This is a genomic window from Mesorhizobium sp. M6A.T.Ce.TU.002.03.1.1 (genome assembly GCF_003997275.1).
Lineage (GTDB): Bacteria > Pseudomonadota > Alphaproteobacteria > Rhizobiales > Rhizobiaceae > Mesorhizobium > Mesorhizobium mediterraneum.
The window spans coordinates 38,747-62,662 of sequence record NZ_RZTI01000006.1; the positions used below are offsets into that span (position 1 = coordinate 38,747).

Genomic DNA, 23,916 nt, shown 5'->3' on the forward strand with positions numbered 1-23,916 from the left:
GAGAAACAAATCCCATGACGCCAGGAATCCGCCCGCTGGTCGCAGGCAACTGGAAAATGAACGGCACCAGCGCCTCGCTCAATGAACTCAGGATGATCGGCAACGGCTTCATGAGTGGGCTCGATGCGGAGACCGAAGCGCTGGTCTGCGTTCCGGCGACGCTGCTTGCGCACGCCGCAGAGATTTTGTCGCGCACGCCGGTCCGGGCCGGCGGCGAGGATTGCCACACTAAGGAGAGCGGCGCCCATACCGGCTGCATTTCGGCCGAGATGCTGAAAGATGCGGGCGCCAGCCACGTCATCGTCGGTCATTCCGAACGCCGCGCCGATAACAACGAGGACGACGCGATCGTTCAGGCCAAGGCGTCCGCTGCGTGGCGGGCCGGGCTGGTGGCCATCATCTGCATCGGCGAGACGAGAGCCGAACGCGAAGCTGGCGCTACACTCGACGTGCTGTCGCGCCAGATCGCCGGCTCGGTGCCGCCCAACGCCACGGCGTCGAATACCGTCATCGCCTACGAGCCGGTATGGGCGATCGGCACGGGGCTGACGCCGACCGCCGCCGACGTTACGGAGGCGCATGCGCATATTCGCGAAAAACTGTCGGAAAAGCTTGGCAGTGCAGCGGCGAAGATGCGTATCCTCTATGGCGGCTCGGTCAAGCCGTCGAACGCCGTCGAACTGCTTGGCGTGAAAAATGTCGACGGCGCGCTGGTCGGCGGCGCCAGTCTGAAGGCGGCGGACTTTCTCGGCATCGCCGAAGCCTATCGAAATATCTCGTAGCAGCCAGATCCTGTCGGGCACCTCGGATAGGCCATGCCGCAGCGGAAATCGTTGCAAAGGGCGCATTGCTTCCCATATTCCGGCCACGGGCTTGGAAATGCCGTCAAAGCATTGTATTGAGCCGCCTCCAAATCACCGGTCGTATCCACGGCCGCGCAAGGCTTTGCCAGGATAAACTATGGAAACCGTACTAATCGTCGTCCACCTCATGGTCGTGCTCGCTCTTGTCGGTGTGGTGCTGCTGCAGCGCTCCGAAGGCGGCGGCCTCGGCATCGGCGGCGGATCGGGCTTCATGACCGCGCGCGGCGCCGCCAACGCGCTGACGCGGGCGACGGCGATCCTGGCCGCGGCTTTCTTCGCCACCTCGCTGACGCTGTCGATCATCGCCCGTTACGGCGAGAAGCCGATCGATATTCTCGATCGCGTGCCGGCGGCGAACGGCGCGGGTGGTGGCGTGCTCAACCAGTTGCCTGGCACCACGGCGCCGACGCCGCCTTCCGGCAACACGGCACCTTCCGGCAACACGGCACCAACGCCACCTTCCGGCAATGATGCCGCAGCTCCGGCTCCCGCCGCGCCGCCTGCAGCGGGTTCGACCACACCGCCGGCCACAAACGGCGTCACCCTGCCAGTAACGCCGCAGGTCCCAAACCAGTAATCGGCAGGCGTCCGGCGCCGCGATCTGTTGTTGTTTGAACACAGTCGCGGCAAATGCCGCACGATCACGACGATTCGACCGGGCACGGCACGACAGGGCGCTTGAGGCGTCTCCGCTTAATCGATTATAGATTGCGCGCGGCACTTTCGGGGTCCTTGGGGGACGCCGGGCGACGCCGTGGGCAACAAGCATTGAACGATCGGATCTTCGCCATGCAGCTTCGCAGCTTCATTTTAGCCGGCCTTTGTGCCGTGCTCAGCCTTGGTGCGCCCGCTTACGCGGCTATGCCGGCGGGCAATTCGGCCTCTAAAGCCGCAGTGACAACTGACGTCGTCAACGTCGCCGCCAAAAGCGACTCGGCACAACTAAGACTCCTCAAGAAGAAGAAAAAACCGACCTCGGACGATCTTGCCCAGATCAGCAAGCTCGAAGCCAAGATCGCGGCCGACAAGGAGGCCGCTCGAGCCAAGGCGGTCGAAGCCAGGAAGCTGGCGATGCGGGAGGCGGCCAAAGCCAAGGCCGACGCGGAACGGCAGGCATTTCTTGCCAAGAAGGGCCTTGCCAAGAAAGATAAACCTGCCCAGCTGGCCGACGCCAAGCCGGCTAAGAAGAAGACCGTCAAGATCATCGAACCGGTTCAACCCATCGCGCCGATCCAGTCGGCCGAACCAGTTTCCGCCGAGGCCATGAACGTCGCGCTGGTCCGCAACAACGGCGAATTGCGCAGCGAGCCAGTCGGACAGAAGCCGCAGAACGTCGGGCTCTTTGCCGGTCTGTTCGGCGGCACCGCCTCGTCCTCTTCGATGTCGCTGCTCCCCGAGACGCGCGCTCTTGATGCCGTACTCGCCAGGAAGGAAGCCAAGAAACAGTTCACGGTAAAGCCGGAGTTCGTGCCGCAGAGCGTGGAGTTCACCGGCTACAATCCCGGCACCATCGTCATCGATACGAGCGCGCGCCGCCTCTATCTCGTCGAGTCCTCGTCGACGGCCCGCCGCTACGCCATCGCCGTCGGCCGTGACGGCCTGCAGTTCAAGGGCACGGTCGCGGTCGGCGATAAGCAGGAATGGCCGCGCTGGATCCCGACGCTCGACATGCAGAAGCGCGAACCGAAGAATTATGGCCGGTACAAGGACGGCATGCCCGGCGGCGGCGACAATCCGCTCGGCGCGCGCGCCATCTATCTCTACGAAGGCAAGAAGGACACGCATCTGCGCATTCACGGCACCATCGCGCCGCAGTCGATCGGAACGAGCGCCTCCAATGGCTGCTTCCGCATGATCAACGAGCACGTCATGGACCTTTACCGCAGGGTGAAAGTCGGCACCAAGGTCGTCATCATCTGACGTATTAACCCATACTGCCGAAAGGGCCGGCCTCGCCGGCCCTTTTGTTTTGCTCATCCATCACCACAGCGCCTTCTTGGGAAAAAGCCTTCGCGGCGGTTTTTTCTCTGGCGGAATCAATTCGGCCGCGTTAAGCGATGACTCCCATGGCGCGATATGTATTCATCACAGGCGGCGTGGTCTCCTCACTCGGAAAAGGCATCGCCGCAGCGGCCCTTGGGGCCCTCTTGCAGGCGCGAGGCTATCGCGCGCGCATAAAGAAGCTCGATCCCTATCTCAATGTCGATCCCGGCACGATGTCGCCATACCAGCATGGCGAGGTCTTCGTGACCGATGACGGCGCCGAGACCGATCTCGATCTTGGCCATTATGAGCGCTTCACCGGTCGCTCGGCCAACCAGCAGGACAACATCACCACCGGCCGCATCTACAAGAACATCATCGAGCGGGAGCGGCGCGGCGACTATCTCGGCGCCACGGTGCAGGTCATTCCGCACGTTACCGACGAGATCAAGAATTTCGTCCTCAACGGCAATGACGATTACGACTTCGTCCTGTGCGAGATCGGCGGCACCGTCGGCGACATCGAGGCGATGCCGTTCCTGGAGGCGATCCGCCAGCTCGGTAACGACCTGCCGCGCAACAACGCCGTCTATGTGCATCTGACGCTTATGCCCTACATCCCGACGGCGGGCGAATTGAAGACCAAGCCGACCCAGCATTCGGTCAAGGAATTGCGCGGCATCGGCATCGCGCCCGACATCCTGCTGGTCCGCGCCGACCGTCCCATCCCTAGGGAAGAGCGCCGTAAACTGTCGCTGTTCTGCAACGTGCGCGAAAGTGCAGTCATCCAGGCACTCGACGTGCCGCACATCTACGACGTGCCGATGGCCTATCACAATGAAGGGTTGGATTCGGAAGTGCTGGCCGCTTTCGGCATAGATCCGGCGCCGAAGCCGCGTATGGAGCCCTGGCAAGCGGTGTCGAAGCGCATCCACAATCCGGAAGGCGAGGTGACCATCGCCGTCGTCGGCAAATACACCGGTCTCAAGGACGCTTACAAATCGCTGATCGAGGCGCTGTCGCATGGCGGTCTTGCCAACCGCGTCAAGGTCAAGCTCGACTGGATAGAGAGCGAGATATTCGAGAAGGAAGATCCGGCGCCGTGGCTGGAGAAGGTCCATGGCATTCTGGTCCCCGGCGGCTTTGGCGAGCGCGGCGCGGAAGGCAAGATCCTGGCGGCAAAGTTCGCCCGCGAGCGAAAAGTGCCGTATTTCGGCATATGCTTCGGCATGCAGATGGCCTGCATCGAGGCAGCGCGTTCGCTGGCCGGCGTCGAGCATGCCTCGTCGACCGAATTCGGTCCGACCGAGGAACCGGTCGTCGGCCTGATGACCGAATGGCTGAAGGGCAACATGCTGGAGAAGCGCAGGGAAACCGGCGACCTCGGCGGCACCATGCGGCTCGGTGCCTATCAGGCGGACCTCGCCAAGGGCTCGAAAATCGCCGACATCTATGGTGACACGCAGATTTCCGAGCGCCACCGCCACCGCTACGAAGTCAATGTCGACTACAAGGAGCGGCTCGAGGATTGCGGCCTGGTCTTTGCCGGCATGTCGCCGGACGGCGTGCTGCCGGAGACGGTCGAATACCCTGACCATCCCTGGTTCATCGGCGTGCAGTATCATCCCGAGCTGAAAAGCCGGCCGCTCGACCCGCATCCACTGTTTGCCAGCTTCATCGAAGCGGCGGTGGAACAGAGCCGCCTGGTCTAAAAGGCCGACGGGCCACCATGGAAACCTATGTCGCGCTGCTTTACAGCATCGTCCTGGGCGAGGGACGCCGGGTCGTCATGTCCGATCTCAAGGCCATGGCGGAAGGCTTGGCGCTGAACAACCCGCGCACACTGGTGGCGACCGGCAATCTGGTCTTCGAGGCGCAAGAAGCAGAAATTGCAGTGCTGGAAGGGCGGCTCGAAGCAGCGTTCGAGACAACCTTCGGCCGTCACGTCGATATCATCGTGCGCCGCGCGGATGACTGGTTGAGGCTTGCTGCCGGCAATCCGTTTCCCGCCGAGTCGGCTGCCGCCGCGGATCAGGTGGCGGTGCGCGTTATGCGAAAGCCCGTTCCGGCGGAAGCCGTCGCGGCACTAGAGGCCTATATCGGCAAGGATGAAAGGGTGCAGGCGGTCGGCGGTGACATCTGGATCGTCTTTTCGCGCGAGACGCCAAGTTCGCGTTTGCTTGCGGCGACCGGCCATAAGCGTCTCGGCGTCGGCACCTCGCGCAACTGGAACACAGTCCGCAAATTGGCGGAGATGGTTGGCGGATAGGCGCTTTCCCTTCTCCCCTTGTGGGAGAAGGTGTCGCCGAAGGCGACGGATGAGGGGTGTTCCAGGGAACGCCAACGTCTCACTCCGCTGGAACACCCCTCAACCGTCTCGGCGCTGCGCGCCGATCCACCTTCTCCCACAAGGGGAGAAGGCAGAAACCGCTCAGGCCTTTGCCATCCTGGCCCTGGCGCCCAGTGCCATCGTACGCAGCACGTAATAGATGGCGCCGGCGATGGCCACGCCGAAGAACCAGCCATAGACGCCCCACCACGACGGCAGCCAGTTGGTGAAGTTCGGCAGGACCGAGGCGAAGATCGCGCCGATGCCGGCGGCGACGAAGGCGTTGACGTGCCAGCCGCCCTGGAAGCGGAACTCGCCGTCTTCCCTGTAGAGGGCCTCAACGTCGACCTCGCCCTTCCGGATCAGGTAATAGTCGACCATCATGACACCGAAGATCGGCCCCATCGTCGCACCGATGATGTTGACGAAGGAAGCGGCGCTGCCTTCCCATGGCGCGAAGGGATAGAGCACCAGCGCGATCAACGCCGCGATATAGCCGCCCTTCTTGAAGTCGATCTGCCGTGGAAAGACGTTGGAAAAATCGAATGCCGGCGACACGAAGTTTGCCACCACGTTGATGCCGAGCGTCGCCACGGCGAAGGTCAAGGCGGCGAGCGCCGCCAGGAACCAGCTGTCGAACTTGGCCGATATCTGGTCTGGATGCAGCAGCACCTCGCCATAGACGTCGAAGGCGGCAATCGTGGTGACGCCGGCGACCAGCGAGAACAGGATAAGGTTGACCGGCAGGCCCCAGATATTGCCCTTGCGCAGCGACGCCTTGTCCGGCGCATAGCGGGCGAAATCGCAGAAGTTGAGATAGAGCGCCGAGAAATAGGTCACCCAGATCGCCGCCACCGCGAACAGCGAGGTCCATGAGCCCGGCGTGCCGGGCACGCCAGCGTCCTTGGTCTTGTCGAGCAGCACGTCCATCGGGATGTCGCTGGTGAAGGCAAAAGTCCCGGATTTGACGCAGAGATAGATCGCCAGGATCAGCATCATCACCCATACCGCCGGTCCGGCCCAGTCCTGGAAGCGGCGCACCGTTTCCATGCCTTTCTGGATGATCAGCAGCTGCAGTGCCCAGATCACCGCGAAGCAGATCACCTCCAGGCCCGTGTGCCCGAGGAAATGCGTGTTCTGGTTGAAATCGGCGAACCACTGCGATCGGATCAGCAACGCCACGATCGCGCCGGACGCGGCCGCCGTCTGCGCGCCGTACCAGAAGCAGGCGACGATGGCGCGCACCAGCGCTGGTATGTTGGCGCCCCAGATGCCGAAGGATGCGCGGGCAAGCACGGGGTAGGGCACTCCGGTCTTCACGCCGGCATAGCCGACCATGTTCATCAGCACGTAGATGATCAGCGAACCGATGCCGATGGCGATGATGAAGTTGACGAAGCCACCGCAGAACAGGAACAGGCTTGCCGCCAGATAGTAGCCCCAGAGACTGTGGACGTCCGACGTCCAGACGTTGAAGATCGAGAACGGTCCCCAGTTTCGAACCTTCGCCGGAGCGAGATCTTCGTTGTATAGGTCGGGTGATGCGCCTTGTATGGTCATTGCGATGTCCTCCCCTTGGTTGCCGCGCGCCTCCACGCGTTGACTACGCAGGTTAAGCCTGACGCTGGAGAACCGGCAACCGATTGATTTGCCGGCTTTGACCTTAAAGATATTCAATGAGAATCGCGCTTATCGGCGCTGCGCAACGGTTCGTCGCATGTTTGTCATGTTTGGTGATTCGATTTCGGTCGAACGATGTGAGAGACTTCATTTTAGCCCGACCTCTTTTTTCACCGGGCTCTGTTTGCCGGAATCCAAATGGCCAGCCGTGAGTTTAAAGGTTCGATCAAGCACATAGCGATCGACCGGGAGGAAACGATGGATCGCCTGCAATTCTTTACGCCTGTGCGGATTTCGCGCGGGCAGGAAAGCCCTGTCGAAGAAATTTATAGCGTAGCCGAAGCGATGGGGTTCTTGCGTAAATGGCCAATAGGCCGTCGGGGGCCAGTCTACCAATGCGCGGTGAATTGCTGCTCCGCGGCTCTGGCGGGCCGGATGTCGGCAGAGCAAGCAAGGAAGGCCTTTGCCGGCTTCGCCCGCATCACGCGCTTGCTCGACGACGACATGGCGCTGCCGATGGGCGGCGAAAATATTGATAGCGTGCATGCGCTAAGGCGATGAACCTTCATATTTGCGCCCCGCCGTGAACGTGGCCTACGGCAAAGTCACAGCACCTCAACCGAGGCAGCGAACAGGTAGCCAGCGCCCCGCTCGGTGACAACGAGCTTCGGCTCGCTCGGGTTGACCTCGAGCTTGCGGCGCAGTCGCAGTATTTGCACGTCGATACTGCGGTCAAACACCTCTTCGTCGTGAATCCTGCTGGCAGCGAGAAGCTGCTCGCGGCTCAGGATCTGCTGCGGCGATTGCAGGAACGCTGCCAGCAGGTTGAACTCCCCCGCGGTCAGCGGCGTTGTTTCGCCCGCGGGCGATTTCAGGCGCCGCATCCGCATGTCGAGCTCCCAGCCGGCAAAGCGGTAGCGTTTGTGCTTCTTGCCCCGCGAATTCTGGCGCGTTGACCCCGATCGCCGCAGCACGGCGCGAACGCGCGCAAGCAGTTCCCTGAGGCTGAAGGGCTTGGTGATGTAGTCGTCGGCTCCGAGTTCCAATCCAACGACGCGATCCACTTCGTCGCGCCTGTGGCCGGTGATAATGATGATGGGAGCTTCTGGCGGACTGCCGAGTTGCCGCATGATTTCAAACCCGTCCTCATCGGCAAGCCGCATGTCGAGGATCATCAGGTCTACCGGTCTTTCATTGAGGACACGCGACATGGACCGGCTGTCGGTGACAGCGCTGACCCTGAAGTTCTCGCTCTCCAGGTAATTGGTGAGCATTTCGCGGATTTCGGGGTCGTCATCGACGACAAGAATATGCTTCGGCGTCACTGCCTGTTCGATTCTGCCTTTCGACTGCTCTTTGTAGCGAGTGTTCTGTTCGACTGACATCTCAGACCGTCCGCACGTATGGAACCCATGACCGAGCCGTTGCTTTATTGGACTTACCGTTGATTTTCGGCGATTTGTTGGTAAGCGCCGATGATCTTCGTGATCGGATACCACAGGCTCACTCGATGGCGCATGAGCAGATTGGTAAGGTTCGTGCGGGGCTTTTTGTTCCGCTTTGCCTGGCAGCGGCGGCACCATTTGCGTTGGCCTTGGTTAATCAGCCGGCCCCTCCGATCGGCGAGCCGATTGCTCCGATAGTGGGCATTGGTCCTTCCGACCAGGCGAAGATCGCACTTGGCGAGAGCCTGTTCAACGATGTCCGGCTGTCACATGACGATGTCATCGCCTGCAGCGGCTGCCACAGGCTCGATCTCAGCGGCGACGACGGCAGGGCTCGTTCCACGGCGGCGGATGGCGAGCCGCTCGACTTCAACACGCCGACGGTCTTCAACGCAACGCTCGATTTCCGGCTGAACTGGCGTGGCAATTTCCGCACTCTCGAGGAGCAGAACGAGGCAGCCTTGCTCGATGACAGGCTGATGAACACGAGCTGGGAGGAATTGCTGCCGAAATTGCGCTCCGATCCGGACTATTCGCAGCGATTCGCAGACGTCTACGGCGCCGCCCCCGGCCAGGCGGAAGTGCTCGACGCCCTAGCCATCTTTCAACGCTCGCTGATCACGCCCAACGCCCGTTTCGACCGCTATCTCAAGGGCGAGCGCGGCGCCATCACGGCGGACGAGGAACATGGCTATCAGCTGTTCAAGGCGTATGGCTGCATCGCTTGCCATCAAGGCGCCAATGTAGGAGGCAATTTGTTTCAGAAGTTCGGCATCTTCCAGGATCCCTTCGCCGGCCAGAAGACCTTGAGCCAGGCGGATCTCGGCCGTTTCGCCATTACAGGTGCCGAGAGCGACCGCCATGTGTTCCGCGTTCCCAGCCTGCGCAACGTCGCGGTGACGGCGCCGTATTTTCACGACGGCCGTACCGCATCGCTTGGACAGGCAGTGAGGATCATGGCGCGGAACCAGCTCGGCAGGGAGATCGACCAGCGCGATGCCGATCTTATCGTCGAATTCCTCGGGACGCTGACGGGCGAGTATCGCGGCCAGCCGTTGACCAGCGCAGCCGATCGTCTGCAGCAATGAAGTCGCTACGCGTCCTGGCGCCGGTCGTCGCCTGCCTGCTCATCGTCCTGACCTATTTCCTGGTGCAGGGCGCGGCTCCTGATGCCGCGCGCCACGAACGCACGCTCGATGCTCTCAGGACCGTCATCCTCTATAACGCCGCCCTCCAGCGCGATGTGTTGCGGGCACGCACGGGACTGCTGCGCAGCTACGATCCGCTTGTGCGGTCGATCGAGAACCTGAACGCTGCGACGCAGACGCTGCCAGCCGCCCGGGACATCGCCAGCGGCGGAGTTCGGGCGGAGATCGACCGGGGGATCGCCGATGTCGCCGCCGCGGTGCGCGACGAGGAAACGCTTGTCGAGGCGTTCAAGTCGGACAACGCGCTGCTGCAGAACTCGCTGAACTATTTCAACTACATGAGCGGTCGGCTTACGAGCGAGGGTGACGGCCTTCGAGCGGTCGAGATCGGAGCCCTGATGATCACAATGTCGCGGTTCATCAGCGATCCCCAACCGGAGGCGGCAAGGGCAGTGACCGCTGCGCTCGACCGGCTGGCCAAGCCGTCCGTCGATGCCGTGCAGCCAAGCGACGTCCACTCGCTCGTCTCCCACGGCCGGCTTATCGTCACCAGGCTTCCGGCGGTCGACGACCTCGTCGCCCGTCTACAGACTGCGCCAACGAGCGAACTGGCCCGCGCGCTGCAGGACCTTTATCTCGATGCGCATGGGCGCGCTGCGGCGCGGGCCGCGCGGTTTCAGACGCTGCTCTACATCGCCGTGCTGGTTCTCGTGTGCTATGTGGTCTATCTGTTCGCCCGGCTGCGCCACAATGCGCGGATCCTGCGCGAGCGGCTGGAATTCGAGGGTCTGATCGCCTCGATCTCCACCCAGTTCATCAATCTGCCGCGCGACCGCATCCGGGCCGGCATCAGCAAGGGCCTCGCGCGCCTGGTGGAACATGCCGGGCTCGACGGCGCCCAGATTATCGTCAGCCGCACACAAGATGCGGAATCTTCCGGAGGCTACTTCTATCGCCGTCCGAGCGGGAACACGCCGGCCCGCCTGTCGAAAGACATGATCGAGCTCGCTTCACGCTGGACGCTGGCGGGCCACGAGCGGCAAGGCTGCATCGACGTTCCCCGCGTCGGCGAGCTTCCTGAAGGGCGGGAGAAGGCATGCCTGCAGGCGCACCAGTTTCAATCCTGGCTGTGCATACCGATGTCGCATGCCGGCGAGCGGCTAGGTTTTCTGGCTCTCGATACCGTCACGCACGAAAAGCGTTGGACCGACGACGACATCGCCCTGCTGCGCACCGCCGCCGAGATTTTCGCCAATGCCATCGCGCGCGAGCACAATGAACGTGAACGCGAGGCGCTGCAGGCGCGGCTCAACCAGTCGCAGCGGCTGGAAGCAATCGGAATACTCGCCGGTGGCATAGCGCACGAGTTCAACAACATCCTCGGCGCCGTCCTCGGCTATGGCGAGATGGCGCTGGCGGTGCTGCTGAAGGAGTCTCGCGCGCGGCGCTACGTCCAGCAGATCATGAAGGCCGGCCGGCGGGCGCAGGACGTCACGGAGCAGATCCTTGCCTTCGGCCGTCGCCGCGAGCGGCAGCACCACGCGCTGCGGGCGCAGCCCGTGGTTGCGGAGGCGGTCGACCTGCTGCGCGCCTCGTTCCCGGCCACACTTTCAGTGGAGACGCATCTTGCAGGCGCGGATGCCGCGATGATGGGCGATCCGACCGAACTTCAGCAGGTGGTGATGAACCTCGGCACCAACGCGGCGCAGGCGATGAACAACCGCGGCGTATTGGAGGTCGCTCTCAACACGACGGAACTCGTGGAGGCGCGGATGCTTTCGCACGGAAACCTGCCGGCCGGCCGCCATCTCCGCCTCGCCGTCAGGGACAACGGCAGCGGCATGGATCAGGCGACGCTCGAGCGTATTTTCGAGCCGTTCTTCACGACCAAGCCGGCGGGGCAAGGCACCGGGCTCGGCCTGTCGACGGTGCACGGCATCGTCGCGGCGCATAGAGGCGCGGTGGACGTGAAGAGCCAACTTGGCGAAGGCACGATCTTCGAGGTCTATTTTCCGCAGATCGAATCCGCTGCGACCGATGCGGACGAGGACGAGGACGAGGGCGCCGAGGTTCCGATCCAGCATGGCAATGGCGAGACGATCCTGGTCGTGGACGACGACACGCCGCTGATGCAACTTGCCGAGGAGATGCTCGCCGCGCTTGGCTACGAGCCCGTCGGGTTCGACCGAAGCCCTGCGGCTCTCAATGCATTCCGCACCGATCCGGAGCGCTTCGACCTGGTGCTGACGGACGAGGTCATGCCTGACATGACAGGCATCGAGTTCTCCGGCCAGTTGCATGAGATCCGGTCGGACCTTCCAATTGTCCTGATGACCGGTTACGGCCGCCCGCTCCGATCGCGTCAACTGACGGCAGCCGGCATAAGCGAAGTCATCAAGAAGCCGCTGCTGCCGGCCGCCATTGCAAAATGCCTCGCCCGCCATCTGCATTCAGGCTGATCAGGGTCGGGTGGGTTTCTTCGTTACAGACGTAACCAAAAGTCCCCCTGGCTGAAATCAACCCGTAGCCGGGCTGTTCGATGTTTCTCCTGCGCCCAAACCATGATCCCTGAAAAATGGAAACCGGTTTTCGGAAAAGATCATGGTCTCGTCGGCGTCAAATGGCAGCAAACCGGAGAAGCTGATGATACGACGGGCTCTCATCGGAATTGCCGCCCTTGGGCTGGGCGGAGTGCTCACAGTCGCGATGCTCGACCGAAATGGGCTGGGTTCGGCGACAGCGGCCGACTCGATCGAGCACGGTCGATACCTGGTGAAAATTGGCGGCTGTAACGACTGCCACACGCCAGGGTACTTGGAGAAGGCCGGCAACGTCCCCGAGGATCGATGGCTGATCGGCGGCTCTCTCGGCTTCAATGGGCCGTGGGGCACGACTTATCCAACCAATCTTCGCTACCTTTTGCGCACCATGGACGAGGACGACTGGGTACAGTTAGCGCGTACAATCGAGACGCGCCCCCCTATGCCGTGGTTCAACCTGCGTGCCATGACCGAGGCCGACCTGCGCGCCATACACCGATATGTGCTTTCGCTGCCGGCAGACGATACGCCGGTTCCAGACTATGTGCCGCCCGATCGTCCGCCGAAGACACCGCACATTGTGTTCGTACCGCAGGCTCCGAAGTCATAGGCGCATCCTAAGGCCCGGCGGAGGGTTCTCCGCCTCTGCGGTACGTCAGACACGGCCGCGTGTTTCAGTCGTAACGCAATTCCCGATTCCGGAAATCACCTTGTAGCACTGATCTCCGATCGTGACGGTCCAGCTCAGGCGGCCATATGGCAGCCGAGGGCCAGATAATCGGGAGTCAAATCCAGATAATCATGGAGTCAAATGATGTACAATCTGCTTGCCGAACACGCGCCGAAGATCGATCGCGATCAGAGCACCACGGATCCGCGTCCCTATGCCTTGGGTTACACGGAGGGTGAATTCAAGCGCCTGGAGCTGCAGGGAGCGCTCATTCACGACCTTACGGAGCATGTCCTGCGCAGCGCGGGGATAGGACCGGGCATGCGCGTGCTCGACATCGGGTGCGGCGTCGGCGACGTCTCCTTGCTGGCCGGGAAGCTGGTCGGACCGACCGGAAGGGTGCTCGGCGTCGATCGCTCGGCAGAGGCTGTAGACATTGCCGAGCGGCGCGCCACCGAATCCGGCCAGTGTTACTGGACACGCTTCACTGTGGGCGAGCTTGATAAATTCTCGCGCGACGAGACCTTCGATGCGGTGATCGGCAGGCTGGTCCTGATGTATCTGCCCGACCCGGCTGCAACCCTGCGCAGGCTTGCCGGGTTTCTTCGGCCGGGCGGCCTCATCGCCTTCCAGGAAATGGCGATGCCGCTCGCCCGCAGTTTTCCAGAGGCGCCGCTGTTCAGCAAATGCCGCGGCTGGATCATCGAGACGATCGAGCGGGCGGGTTTCGAGGTCGACATGGGTGGCAGGCTGCCCATGGTCTTCGCCGGCGCAGGGCTGCCTGCGCCGCAGCTGAATTCCGCCGGCCTCGCCGGCAGCGGGCCTGACTCGCCGATCTACGACTATATCGCGGGCACCTTGCGTAGCCTGTTGCCGATGGCCGAGGCCGTCGGTGCCGCGACCGCTGCCGAAATGAAGGTCGACACGCTCGCCGAGCGACTGCGCAACGAGGCTGTCGAACAGCAGATGTGCATCATGCTGCCGCCCTTTGTCGGCGCATGGGCAAATACGCCGGGATAACGAACCAAAGAGAGATATCGGATGCTCGACACTGCCATCAGCGAGCGCGCGGCGCATCTCGTCGACCCTCGCAATGTCGAGACGCTCGACATGCTGGGCCCTGTGGTCCAGTTTCTTACAGCGCCGCGCGACGGCGAGCCTTGCGTCATGCGCGGCACCATCCCGCCGGGTGTTACCGTGCCGCTGCACAGCCACGCCGACCCGGAGACCTTCATCCAGATTTCCGGCGAGATCGAAGGGCTTTCGCAGTCGCCGAAAGGCTTCGTCTGGGTATCGATCCGGCCGGGCGACATTTTCCATGTGCCGGGCGGGGCGAAGCACGCCTTTCGAAACCTGTCGACTGAGGCGGCCGTGATGATCCTCGTCAGCACGTCAAGGATAGGCCGGTTCTTCCGGGAAGTCGGAAAGCCGACCGCCGGGGAAAGCAGGCATTCGGATCCTCCCTCAGCCGAAGCGGTCCAGCATTTCCTGAAGACTGCCGCGGCATACGGCTACTGGAACGCGACGCCGGAAGAGAATGCGAGTGTAGGTCTTTCACTGACGTGATTTGAACAGCATCGGCAAAGCCCTCTCCACGGCAGTACGAGGAGTCGCTGGGTCGGGGTGGGTCCGATCTACCGAAGCGGTGAATTGCTGCTCCGCGGCCTGGCGGGCTCGGCGGATCACGGACCTGATTCGAGGAAAGCCCGGGCAAACCCGGGTTGCGCCGCTTCTATCGTTCCATCGGGTAGCTTCAAAAGCCGGTCGATTGCGATGCCATAGAGCCGCAGCCGGTCGTCGAGCAGCCGCGCCGCTTCGTCGATATTGCCCTGCTCGGCCTTCAGCAAGGCGCGGTGCATCACATCCCGAAAGATCAGCCGCAGCTGCAAAAACATCTCGGCAAAAGCTTCCGGGTCGGGCACGTCGAAGATGCCTTCCTCGCTCCCTTTCCCGAGCAGGTCGGTGATTATCGGCATGGCCAATTCCCTGGCCGCCTGGTCGACCCGATGGAAGAGGGCAAGGTTCTCGGGCCGGAACAGGACGAAAAATGTCTTGCGCAATTGCGGGGCAAGCTCGACGTTCAGCCGCCGCGAACCGGCAAAGAGCGCATTAAGCCGGCCAAGCCCATCGAGTGAGGGATCGTTGAGCACGGGTTGCAGCTCGGTGAAACTGTCGCGCGCCAGACGTGTGGCGAGCGCCTCTAGCAGAGCCTCTTTCGATGCGAAATAGTGGTAGAACGCGCCCTTCGACAGGCCGGCCTCGCGGATGATGTCGTTCACCGTCGTGCTGTCGTAGCCTTGCTCGAAGAACAGCCGCTGGGCACAGTCGAGGAGTTCGGCGGATCGTATCTCCGGCGGCTTTATCACTCGGGGCAAAATCGACCTCGCAAAGTACAGGTTGGGGCAAGAGGAGCACGAACCGTATCTTTATGCAACTTTTATAGACCGACGGTCGGTCTAGTGCTATGTCTGCTATCGCCCTACGTTCGGATTCGATGATGGAGGGAGAGTTTCTTGCGACGGCTACGCTGGACTGTTGGCATCGTTTTTGTCGCGGCGGCTGCCGCTGTCGGCGCTTGGTATCTGTGGCAGCCGGCCAAGGTTTCGGTCGTGACGCCACAACGCGGCGACGCGGCGGAAATCGTTTACGCGAGTGGCTCCGTCGAGCCGCAAACCTGGGCCAAGGTCACTCCCGTGGTCCGCGAGAGGATCGTCGAGCAATGTAATTGCGAGGGGTCGAGGGTTGCACAAGGCGACGTGCTCGCCAAGCTCGACGACAGCGAAGCCCGGGCCGTGCTTGGCGAGCTCGAAGCGCGCCAGGCGCTTGCCCAGGAAGAGCTTCGGCGGCTGACGGTGCTTGCTGAAAGGCGTGCGGCGAGCCAGCAGGCGCTCGATCGTGCGCAGAGCGAGCTCGGCCAGATCGAGGCGCTGGTTGCCGGACAGAAAGCGCGACTCGACACCTACGTCTTACGTGCGCCGAGCGCCGGTGTCGTGCTCAGGCAGGACGGCGAGGTGGGTGAAGTCGCCGAGCTCGGCACGGTGTTGTTCTGGGTCGGCGAGCCCAAGCCACTCCTGGTGGTCGCCGAGGTCAACGAGGAGGACATACCCCGGGTCGAGGTCGGCCAGCGCGCGCTGCTTAAATCCGATGCGTTTCTCAGGCAGAACCTGGAAGCGGTGGTCGACAGCATCACGCCCAAGGGCGATCCGGTGACGAAGACCTATCGCGTCCGTTTCCGCCTGCCGGACGACACGCCGCTTCGTATAGGCATGTCGACCGACGTGAACATCGTCATCCGCGTTGCGAAAAATGCCCTGTTGATCCCGTCCGCTGCGATGGATGGGAACAAGGTGTTCGTAGTCGAAGGCGACAAGGCCTCGCGGCGTGAAATCCGAACGGGCATTCGCGGCACCAATGGCGTCGAGGTTCTGTCGGGTGCCGACGGGAAGGTTGGTGTCGACGAGAAGGCTCGCGTCATCTCGCCCTATCCCGCCGATCTGGCCGATGGAGGGCGCGTAAGCATCACCGCCGCTCAGGAGAGATAAAGCTACGATGCCGCTCATCTTCGACATCGCCATCACGCATATCGCCGGCCGCGGTCGCCAGACGCTGGTTGCCGTGATCGGCGTTGCGGTCGGTGTCGGATTCTCCATCGCCATGGCGGCGCTGATGCAGGGCGGGCAGGACGATTTCGTCAGGCAGCTCGTCGACACGATGCCGCATGTCGACATCACCGACGAGCAGCGCACCGCTCGCCGACAGCCAGCCGAGGATGCCTTCGCGACAGTTGCGATCTCCGGGCTCAGGCCGCGCGACGATCGCCGCGGCATCATCAATCCGACCGCCGCGACCTCCTGGCTCGAGAGCTGGCTTCCCGGCCGGTTCGCGGCAAGCCTCAAAACGCAAGGTGTGATCCGCTATTCCAGCCGCGAAGTGGGCGCGGCGATCATTGGGATCGAACCGGAGCGCGAGTCCGGCGTGTCGCCGATCGTCGGAGACTTCGTCGAAGGCAGCTTTTCGGCACTTGCCGCGGGCGGCAATAACGTGCTCATCGGCGACACGATGGCGAGCCGACTCGGCGCCGGGTTCGGCGACACGATAACGGCGGTCTCCTCCGAGGGGCTGACGCGCAACTTCAAGATCGCTGGCCTGTTCCACACCGGCACCACCGCGCGCGACGAAGGTGAGGCCTATGTGCTGCTGAAGAACGCGCAGATCCTCTCCGCGCGGCCGAACGCCATCAACGAGATCCGCATCAAGCTCGACGATCCCAACCGCGCTCCGGCGGTGGCGCACCGTGCCGAGGCCGAACTGGGCTACAAAGCCGTGGCGTGGCAGGAGGCGAATGAATCGATCCTCGAAGCGCTCGTCGTGCGCAACGTCATCATGTACACCGTCGTCGGCGCGATCATGCTGGTCGCTGGCTTCGGCATCTACAACATCATCTCCACGATCACGCATGAGAAGGCGCGCGATATCGCCATCATGAAATCGCTTGGCTTCCCGGAGTCCGACATGCGCCGGCTCTTTCTGCTGGAAGGCGTGGCCATCGGCGCTGCCGGCTCCGTGCTCGGCGCGCTGCTCGGCTTCTCCATGACCTATGCGCTGTCGCTGGTGCGCTTCGAGATCGCCGCGACCGGCCAGGAGATGACCCGGCTACCGATCGCCTGGAGCTTGATGCACTACGTCATCGCGTCGGCTTTCGCGCTGGGCTCGGCGGCAGTGGCCGGCTACCTGCCGGCGCGCCGTGCGGCGCGCCTGAACCCCGTCGAGATCATCAGAGGCGCGTCATGAGCGCACTCATCGAGGCCGAGAAACTGACGCGCGTGTTGCCTGAGACGGTTCCCGTCACGCTGGTCAAGGACATCACGCTCGCGATCGACGAGAGAGAATTCGTCGCCGTCACCGGTCCCTCCGGCTCCGGCAAATCCTCATTGCTCTATCTGCTCGGGCTGCTCGACCGGCCGACCGCTGGGACGTTGAGGATAGGCGGCCGCGACACCGAGCCGATGAATGAAAGGGAGCGCGCGCGGACCAGGCTTTCGATGCTGGGCTTCGTGTTCCAGTTTCATTTTCTGCTGCCGGAGTTCACGGCGCGCGAAAATGTCGAAATCCCAATGCGCAAGCTGGGCCGACTGGCGCGGCCTCAGATGCGCGAACGGGCAGGGGAGCTGCTTTCATCCCTCGGGCTCGGCGAGCATCTCGACAAGCGGCCTGACCAGCTCTCTGGCGGCCAGCGTCAGCGGGTCGCGGTGGCGCGCTCGCTCGCCAACGACCCGCCGCTTATCCTGGCCGATGAGCCGACGGGGAGCCTCGACAGCAAGAGCTCCGAGCAGGTTTTTGCAATCCTGGAGAATCTGGTGCGCGAGCGCGGCAAGACCGTCGTGGCGGTTACGCATGATCTCGACATGGCGGCGCGCATGGATCGCCGCATTCACATCGTGGACGGGAAGATCGGCTGATCAGCTTCTTCGGTTGCCGGGGCCATGGGGCAGGGCGCGTTTGATGCGATCGAGGGCATCTTTTCCGACAGCTTCGGCGCCGGCGTCAGCGAAGGATCGTCACGACACCGCCTTTCTTGCCCGCTCGAATATGGGAATGACGTTGTTGTTGTTCGATGGTCGCTCGCCGTTACCCATCACCCGGTCGAGGTCGCCGCGCTTGCGAAGGCGGGCCGCATCCAGAAGCATGCTGCCGGCCCAGCGATAGACATTGTTGTCGCGGACCATCTCACGCATGGGTCGCATGCGCTCGCGCTGTTCCTCCGGCGTCATGGTCAGCGCCTGCAGCAGCACCTCGCTCGTCATAGCCGTATCGTACGGATTGACGATCAATGCCTCCAGAAGCTCGCGCGAAGCGCCGGCAAAGGTGCTGAGCAACAACACACCCTGTTCGTCGTCGCGCGCTGCGACGAATTCCTTGGCCACCAAGTTCATGCCGTCATGCAGGCTGGTGACCATGCATATGTCGGCGGCGCGATAGATCTCGTAGACCTGTTCCTGCGCGTGATGTTTGTCTATCATCAGGACAGGACTGTAATCCTCGCTGCCGTAGCGCTGGTTGATCTCTTCGACATAGCGACGGCATTCATCATGGAGTTGCCTGTAAGCCGGGAGCGTGCCCCGGCTGGGTGCCGCGATCTGAAGCAGAACCAGTTTCCCGACCCATTCGGGATGTCTCGTGAACAATTCTTCCAGCGCCCGGAAACGGTCGAGAATGCCCTTCGTGTAGTCGAGACGTTCGACGCCGACGCACAGTTTGACATCCGCTTTCAGTCCGAACCTCTCGCGCAGGCGGGTGCGGCATTCTTCGACCTCGGGCAGTTTCGCCAAAAGTTCGGCCGGCCATTCTATGGAGATGGGATAGGCGTGCACCAGCGTCGTCTGTCCGCCGTAGGAGATCGCCGCATCGGCCCGTTCTATACGGCTTTCCAGGAAGCGATCGACGCTTTCGGCGAAATTATTGGCATGGAACTGGGTATGAAAGCCGATGATGGAGCTGCCGAGCAGGCCTTCCAGGACCCGTTCACGCCAAGGGCAGATGCTGTACACTTCCGGGTTGGGCCACGGGATATGCCAGAAAGTGATGACGATCGCCTCGGGCAGGCGCTCGCGGATCATGCGCGGCAAGAGCGCGAAATGGTAGTCCTGGACCAGCACAATCGGCCGCGCGTTGCGCGCTTCGGCAACCACCGTATCAGCGAACTTCCGGTTGACGGACTCATAGGCCTCCCAATCCGACGCGCGAAAAATCGGGCGGGTGAAGGCGATATGGCAAAGCGGCCACAGACCTTCATTGGCGAAGCCCAGATAGTAGCCCTTGTATTCTTGCTCTGTCAGCCAGACCCTGCGCAGCGCGTAGGACGGATTGCCAGGCGGCACCTCAACCCGGTCGTTCTTGTCGACCACGAGACGGTCCGCTGTTCCGCCGCCGTAGGCGATCCAGGTGCCGGCACAGGCGCGGGTGATCGGCTCGAGCGCGGAAACCAGCCCGCTGGCCGGTACCAAGAGCTCGACGCCATCATCCCCGATGTTGTGGATGTAGGGCTCGCGGTTGGATACCACGATCACCTGCGTTTCCGGCAGATCGTCGGCCAGAATCTTGCGCAAGGTGTCGGGCGACCATGTGATCAGCGCTGCATCGACCGCGTGTCCGTTCTTTTCAAATTCTCGCAGCACTTTGCGAGCCGCTTCCGAAGCCACGTCCTCGCCTGAAGCGTATGCGACAGCTGGCGTGTGGCTGTGGCGTCGTTGGAATGCCGAGAATACCACGGCAGCAGCGGAAAGGCCGAGGCTTGCAAGGATCAGAAGCAAGAGAGCCTCTATGCCATAGTCTGACATTGGAACAGCATTTTCCCTTTGGCCGGTCGGTGGCCATTTTTCTTTGTTTTTCGAAGCCGGCCACTGGTGACATGCCGCTGTGCGCCGGCATGATTTGCAACGCACGGATGGGCCATCGGTTCCGGTAGTTGGAGCGAGGCGGCAATTCGATATGCAAAGCCAAACTAGGTCCGAACGATGAGCGGCACCAAGCCCTCGTGCCGGTCGGCGAGATAGGCGACGACCCTATCGCCGACGCGCTGAAATGTCAGATCCACCGCCCTTGCGCCAACGCCCAGATGCCTCAGCGTGAGCATGTCGATACCAATCGGCAGCCTGGGCCGGGTGACGTGGATTTCGCCCTTCCAGCCGTCGATCTCCAGGCCGAGACAGGCCTGCATCAGCATGAAGGCAGACCCGGCCGACCACGCCTGCGGCAAGCAGGCGACGGGATAGGCGATCGGCGCTTCGCCCGGCGCGCGGGTAAAACCGCAGAACAGTTCGGGCAACCGCATGTTGAAATGGACCGCCGATTCGAAGGTGCTGCTCATCAGCCGCACCACGCTTTCACGCTCGCCAAAGCGTGCCAGACCGGCGCCGCACATGGCGGTGTCATGTGGCCAGATCGAACCGTTGTGGTACGACATCGGGTTGAAGAACACAGCATCGTCGGCGAGCGTCCTCAGCCCCCAACCCGAATGGAAGGACGCCGAAAGCAGCTGGTCGGCGACCATCTGCGCCCGCATCGGCTCGGGGAGCCCGACATAGAGAAGATGCCCGACATTAGACGTCCGCACCTTGCAGGGCTCGCCGGCGCCGTCGATCGCCAAGGCATAGAAGCCGAGATCGTCCAGCCAGAAATGGCGTTCCACGGAGGTGCGCATCGCCTCGGCGCGGCTGTCCCAATGATCGGCCCTGTCGTCCTCGCCGCGGCGACGGGCGAGCGCCGCCAGCCCCCGGAACGCGGCAAAGACATAGCCTTGCACCTCCACCAGGGCGATCGGTCCCTTGGGTATTCGGCCATCTGCATGGAAGACGGAATCGATACTGTCCTTCCATCCCTGGTTGGTGAGGCCGGACGCGGCGGCACGCTGATAGGTAACGAAGCCGGTCGGCCGGCTTGCGTCCTCGGTCCATTCAGCCGCCGCGCAGAGCGACGGCCACAGGCTGTCGACAAACGCCATGTCTCCGGTGCGGTCCGCATAGGCGCAGGCGAGATGGATGTAGAGCGGCGTCGTGTCGACACCACCATAGTAGCGGCCGAAGGGGAGCTCCCTCAGTGCCGCCATTTCACCTTTGCGGGTCTCGTGCATGATCTTACCCGGCTGCGAGTCGCTGAACGGCGATGTTTCCGTCGCCTGGTGCTGGGCAAGGAAGGCCAGCACGCCTCGCGCCAAGCCCGGGTTAAGCCACAGCATCTGCAACGCGGAGATCACGCCGTCGCGGCCGAACGCCGTCGAAAACCAAGGAATGCCCGCATAGGGGTAGGGTCCGGTCGTAAGCTCGGTGGTCAGCAGCGCCACATCCGCGCGGGCGCGCGCGACCCAATCGTTGAAGACGCGCCCGGAACTATGCACCGTGGCACCATGGCGGCGCTTGGCCCGCATGCCGAAGCGAGCCCGGGCCGCGGCGGCGCGGTAGCGATCGCGGTTCGGCGCTTCCGCGACCTCGGGACCAACCTCGACATACAGCACCTTGCTGCTGCGCCTCGTCACGGCAATCAGGAAATCCGCATGGTCGGCCGCCAGATGGTCCGGCGCCTGCGAGAACGATATCGCCGACATCCGCGCCAGCCCGTCCAATCCGTCGTAGCGAAGCAGGACGGAGGTCGCATCCGTCTCGGCAGCATGGGCCATACCGCGCTTTAGCCTTGTCGAGCCGCGCACTTCGAACATGTCGCGGAAATCGGCGGCAAAGTGCAGCGAAACGCGGATGGTGGAGTGTTCCGGGCTGTAATTGGAAAGGGTGATGCGTTCAAACAGCCGGTCCTGCCAAAGCAGGCGGACACGTTCGATATGGATCGCGCCCTGCGGAATGTCTCGGCCGCGGACGCTCTGCATCGGCAGATTGGTCAGGTTGGAGGTGAAGAGCACATTGTCCTGACTGAGCGACGCGCCGAGCAGCGACGTTTGCCGGCCGCCGACTGTCAGCCGGAATTCGGAAAGCACTCGCGTGTCGTCACGGAAGAAACCGTCGCCGGCGCCGCGGATATCGCCGTAAGCGTCGGCCACGGCAAAACAATCGCCTTGCTTGAGGGCGAACAGCCGGTGCGGCTCCCGCGGTGCGGTGGCGTCCAGGGAGGCAAGTGCCACCGCGGGATCAAGCTTGCGCTCGTCGAGTTGGGTCATTCGCTATACATCTCTCTCGTTCGCTCTGCGCCCCCGAGGTAACGCCGCTTACGACGCCCTTGCTTCGGCCGAGGCACCGATCAGGCGCGCATAGGCGGAAACATAGTCGCGGGTCATTCTTTTAGCGGAAAACCGCCTTTCGAAGACAGCCCGCACCTCCCGCCTGTCGAGCCGCAGCATGCCGGGCACAGACGCGACCGCGTCCTCCATGGAATCCACGATAAAACCGGTCACGCCCTGATCGACGATCTCCGGCATGGCGCCGCAGTTCCAGGCGATCACCGGAGTGCCGCAGGCCATCGCCTCTATGACGGCGAGACCGAACGGCTCGGGCCAGTCGATCGGGAATATGAGGCCTGCTGCCTTGCCCAGGAACTCCGCCTTCTTGTCCTCCTCGATCTCGCCGACATAGTCGACACGGTCACCGTCGACCAGCGGCTCGACCATCTTGCGGAAATAGGCGCGGTCGTCATCGCCGACCTTTGCCGCAAGCTTCAGTTTCAGCCCCGAGCGCAGCGCGACCTCGATGGCACGATCCGGACGTTTGTCGCGCGACATCCGGCCAAGGAAGGCGAGGTACGGCTTCCCTGGGCTCGTTTCGAAAACCGGTTTGTAGATCTCGGTCGGCAGCCCGTGGTGGATCGTCGCCAACCAGTTCGCGTTGGCGAGCCCCGTTCTTTGGCTACGGGAAACGGAGATCATCGGAAAGCGTGGAAAACGTTCATAGGCCGGCGCCAGATCGACATAGTCGAGCCTGCCATGCGGCGTCGTCACCGTCCGCTCGGGCATGTGCTCGAAGAAGGAAAAGTGCAGAAAATGGCTGAGGTGGAAGTGAATGATATCAAACTCTTGAGCTTGTTTCCTCACCTTGGAAAGCATCGAAAGATGCGCGGCTGTCTCGGATTTCAGCGGGCGCGGGTCAAGACGCAGCGCTCGCTCGCGACACGGTACCAATTTTGCCGACGTCCTTGTATCGCCACTGGCGAACAAGGTTACGTCATGGCCAAGCTCGACCAATCCTTCGGTCAGATAGGAGACAATGCGCTCCGTACCTCCATAGAGCCGAGGCGGCACGGATTCATGGAGCGGCGCCACATGGGCTATTCTCATAGTCTGGCGTTTCCCTCAAAGATCATCGCTGAAGTCGAAATGCATCAGCCCCCCGAACGTTCCCGCAACGGCAAGAAGTCGGGCGATGACTGGCGATTCATTCAGCTGGTCCGCAGCCATTTATCAAGGCCGTGGGCATTTTTGCCGGGAACCAATTGGCTGGCCGTGAATTTAACTAGGTTCGATCGAACGCATCGCGATCGACCGGGAGGAACAAATGGATCGCCTACAATTCTTTTCGCCTGTGCGGATTTCGCACGGGCAGGGACAGCCTGTGGAGGACATTGAGGGCGTTAATGAAGCGATGGCGTTTTTGCGGAAATGGCCGAGAGGACGGCGCGGGCCGGTGTATCAATGCGCGCTGAACTGCTGCGCTGCGGCTCTGGCAGGTCAGATGTCTGCCGAGGAAGCAAGAAAGGCTTTTGCGGGCTTTGCCCGGATCACCCGGTTGCTGGATGACGACATGACGCTGCCGATAGGCAGCGAAAAGATGGACAGCGTATACTCGCCGAGGCGATAGACGCCCGCCCACTTTTCTTCGATC

General features: G+C 62.5%; 21 protein-coding genes. 15 read left to right on the forward strand and 6 right to left on the reverse strand.

Annotated elements, in window-relative coordinates; translation table 11 throughout:
- Positions 1–14 precede the first annotated feature (14 nt).
- From tpiA to EOC93_RS03450, 5 genes are all read left to right on the forward strand, one after another.
- A complete protein-coding gene (tpiA, locus tag EOC93_RS03430) occupies positions 15–782 on the forward strand; it encodes a triose-phosphate isomerase (protein ID WP_095485234.1) in 768 nt (255 codons plus the stop codon).
- 178 nt (positions 783–960) lie between these two features.
- Complete coding sequence (gene secG / locus EOC93_RS03435; RefSeq protein ID WP_095485233.1) at positions 961–1,440, forward strand: preprotein translocase subunit SecG; 480 nt, start codon at positions 961–963, stop codon at positions 1,438–1,440.
- A 212-nt stretch (positions 1,441–1,652) separates the two neighbouring features.
- Complete coding sequence (locus EOC93_RS03440) at positions 1,653–2,783, forward strand: L,D-transpeptidase (protein ID WP_127203872.1); 1,131 nt, start codon at positions 1,653–1,655, stop codon at positions 2,781–2,783.
- Between the two features lie 137 nt (positions 2,784–2,920).
- A complete protein-coding gene (locus tag EOC93_RS03445; RefSeq protein ID WP_095485232.1) occupies positions 2,921–4,558 on the forward strand; it encodes a CTP synthase in 1,638 nt (545 codons plus the stop codon).
- 17 nt (positions 4,559–4,575) lie between these two features.
- A complete protein-coding gene (locus EOC93_RS03450; protein WP_127203849.1) occupies positions 4,576–5,115 on the forward strand; it encodes a DUF1697 domain-containing protein in 540 nt (179 codons plus the stop codon).
- Positions 5,116–5,277: 162 nt separating this feature from the next.
- Here EOC93_RS03450 and EOC93_RS03455 read toward each other — a convergent pair whose 3' ends face one another.
- Positions 5,278–6,735, reverse strand: coding sequence for an NCS1 family nucleobase:cation symporter-1 (locus EOC93_RS03455; RefSeq protein WP_127203850.1), 1,458 nt, complete (start codon positions 6,733–6,735; stop codon positions 5,278–5,280).
- A 318-nt stretch (positions 6,736–7,053) separates the two neighbouring features.
- On the opposite strand from EOC93_RS03455, the gene EOC93_RS03460 reads away from it, so the two are divergent.
- Positions 7,054–7,356 carry a DUF982 domain-containing protein gene (locus EOC93_RS03460; RefSeq protein WP_095485556.1) on the forward strand — a complete coding sequence of 101 codons (303 nt, stop codon included), beginning with the start codon at positions 7,054–7,056 and terminating at the stop codon, positions 7,354–7,356.
- Positions 7,357–7,400: 44 nt separating this feature from the next.
- On the opposite strand, the gene EOC93_RS03465 is transcribed toward EOC93_RS03460, so the two are convergent.
- Complete coding sequence (locus tag EOC93_RS03465; RefSeq protein ID WP_348627585.1) at positions 7,401–8,378, reverse strand: response regulator; 978 nt, start codon at positions 8,376–8,378, stop codon at positions 7,401–7,403.
- A gap of 59 nt (positions 8,379–8,437) precedes the next feature.
- Between EOC93_RS03465 and EOC93_RS03470 the strand changes: the two genes are divergently transcribed.
- The 5 genes from EOC93_RS03470 to EOC93_RS03490 all read left to right on the forward strand — a co-directional run bounded on the left by EOC93_RS03470 (position 8,438) and on the right by EOC93_RS03490 (position 14,164).
- Positions 8,438–9,328, forward strand: a complete 891-nt coding sequence (locus EOC93_RS03470) for a cytochrome c peroxidase (RefSeq protein ID WP_164759029.1) — start codon at positions 8,438–8,440, stop codon at positions 9,326–9,328.
- On the forward strand, positions 9,325–11,847 hold the full coding sequence (locus EOC93_RS03475; protein ID WP_127203852.1) for a two-component system VirA-like sensor kinase: 2,523 nt from the start codon (positions 9,325–9,327) through the stop codon (positions 11,845–11,847). The genes EOC93_RS03470 and EOC93_RS03475 overlap by 4 nt, the downstream gene beginning before the upstream one ends.
- A gap of 142 nt (positions 11,848–11,989) precedes the next feature.
- Entirely contained in the window at positions 11,990–12,538 is a 549-nt protein-coding gene (locus EOC93_RS03480) for a cytochrome c (RefSeq protein WP_095485226.1), read from the forward strand.
- Positions 12,539–12,739: 201 nt separating this feature from the next.
- Positions 12,740–13,618, forward strand: coding sequence for a methyltransferase domain-containing protein (locus tag EOC93_RS03485; RefSeq protein WP_127203853.1), 879 nt, complete (start codon positions 12,740–12,742; stop codon positions 13,616–13,618).
- Between the two features lie 21 nt (positions 13,619–13,639).
- The gene (locus tag EOC93_RS03490) at positions 13,640–14,164 is read left to right on the forward strand and encodes a cupin domain-containing protein (RefSeq protein ID WP_126106497.1); all 525 of its coding nucleotides are present in this window, start codon (positions 13,640–13,642) and stop codon (positions 14,162–14,164) included.
- A 116-nt stretch (positions 14,165–14,280) separates the two neighbouring features.
- Here the strand turns inward: EOC93_RS03490 and EOC93_RS03495 are convergent, their stop codons facing one another.
- Positions 14,281–14,964: a TetR/AcrR family transcriptional regulator gene (locus EOC93_RS03495; RefSeq protein WP_245461348.1), complete on the reverse strand. Its 684-nt coding sequence runs from the start codon at positions 14,962–14,964 to the stop codon at positions 14,281–14,283.
- Between the two features lie 174 nt (positions 14,965–15,138).
- On the opposite strand from EOC93_RS03495, the gene EOC93_RS03500 reads away from it, so the two are divergent.
- From EOC93_RS03500 to EOC93_RS03510, 3 genes are read left to right on the forward strand one after another with little or no spacing between them, the layout of a single operon-like run.
- Positions 15,139–16,140, forward strand: coding sequence for an efflux RND transporter periplasmic adaptor subunit (locus tag EOC93_RS03500; RefSeq protein ID WP_245329867.1), 1,002 nt, complete (start codon positions 15,139–15,141; stop codon positions 16,138–16,140).
- A gap of 7 nt (positions 16,141–16,147) precedes the next feature.
- Positions 16,148–17,389, forward strand: coding sequence for an ABC transporter permease (locus EOC93_RS03505; protein WP_127203855.1), 1,242 nt, complete (start codon positions 16,148–16,150; stop codon positions 17,387–17,389).
- On the forward strand, positions 17,386–18,057 hold the full coding sequence (locus tag EOC93_RS03510) for an ABC transporter ATP-binding protein (RefSeq protein WP_127203856.1): 672 nt from the start codon (positions 17,386–17,388) through the stop codon (positions 18,055–18,057). Before EOC93_RS03505 ends, EOC93_RS03510 begins: the two co-directional genes overlap by 4 nt.
- 99 nt (positions 18,058–18,156) lie before the next feature.
- Here EOC93_RS03510 and EOC93_RS03515 read toward each other — a convergent pair whose 3' ends face one another.
- From EOC93_RS03515 to EOC93_RS03525, 3 genes are all read right to left on the reverse strand, one after another.
- Positions 18,157–19,935, reverse strand: coding sequence for a trehalose-6-phosphate synthase (locus tag EOC93_RS03515; RefSeq protein ID WP_127203857.1), 1,779 nt, complete (start codon positions 19,933–19,935; stop codon positions 18,157–18,159).
- Positions 19,936–20,099: 164 nt separating this feature from the next.
- Positions 20,100–22,262: an amylo-alpha-1,6-glucosidase gene (locus EOC93_RS03520; RefSeq protein WP_127203858.1), complete on the reverse strand. Its 2,163-nt coding sequence runs from the start codon at positions 22,260–22,262 to the stop codon at positions 20,100–20,102.
- 48 nt (positions 22,263–22,310) lie between these two features.
- Positions 22,311–23,372 carry a glycosyltransferase family 4 protein gene (locus EOC93_RS03525; RefSeq protein ID WP_127203859.1) on the reverse strand — a complete coding sequence of 354 codons (1,062 nt, stop codon included), beginning with the start codon at positions 23,370–23,372 and terminating at the stop codon, positions 22,311–22,313.
- Positions 23,373–23,589: 217 nt separating this feature from the next.
- Here EOC93_RS03525 and EOC93_RS03530 point away from each other — a divergent pair, with 217 nt between their 5' ends.
- On the forward strand, positions 23,590–23,892 hold the full coding sequence (locus EOC93_RS03530) for a DUF982 domain-containing protein (protein ID WP_095485216.1): 303 nt from the start codon (positions 23,590–23,592) through the stop codon (positions 23,890–23,892).
- Positions 23,893–23,916: the final 24 nt, after the last annotated feature.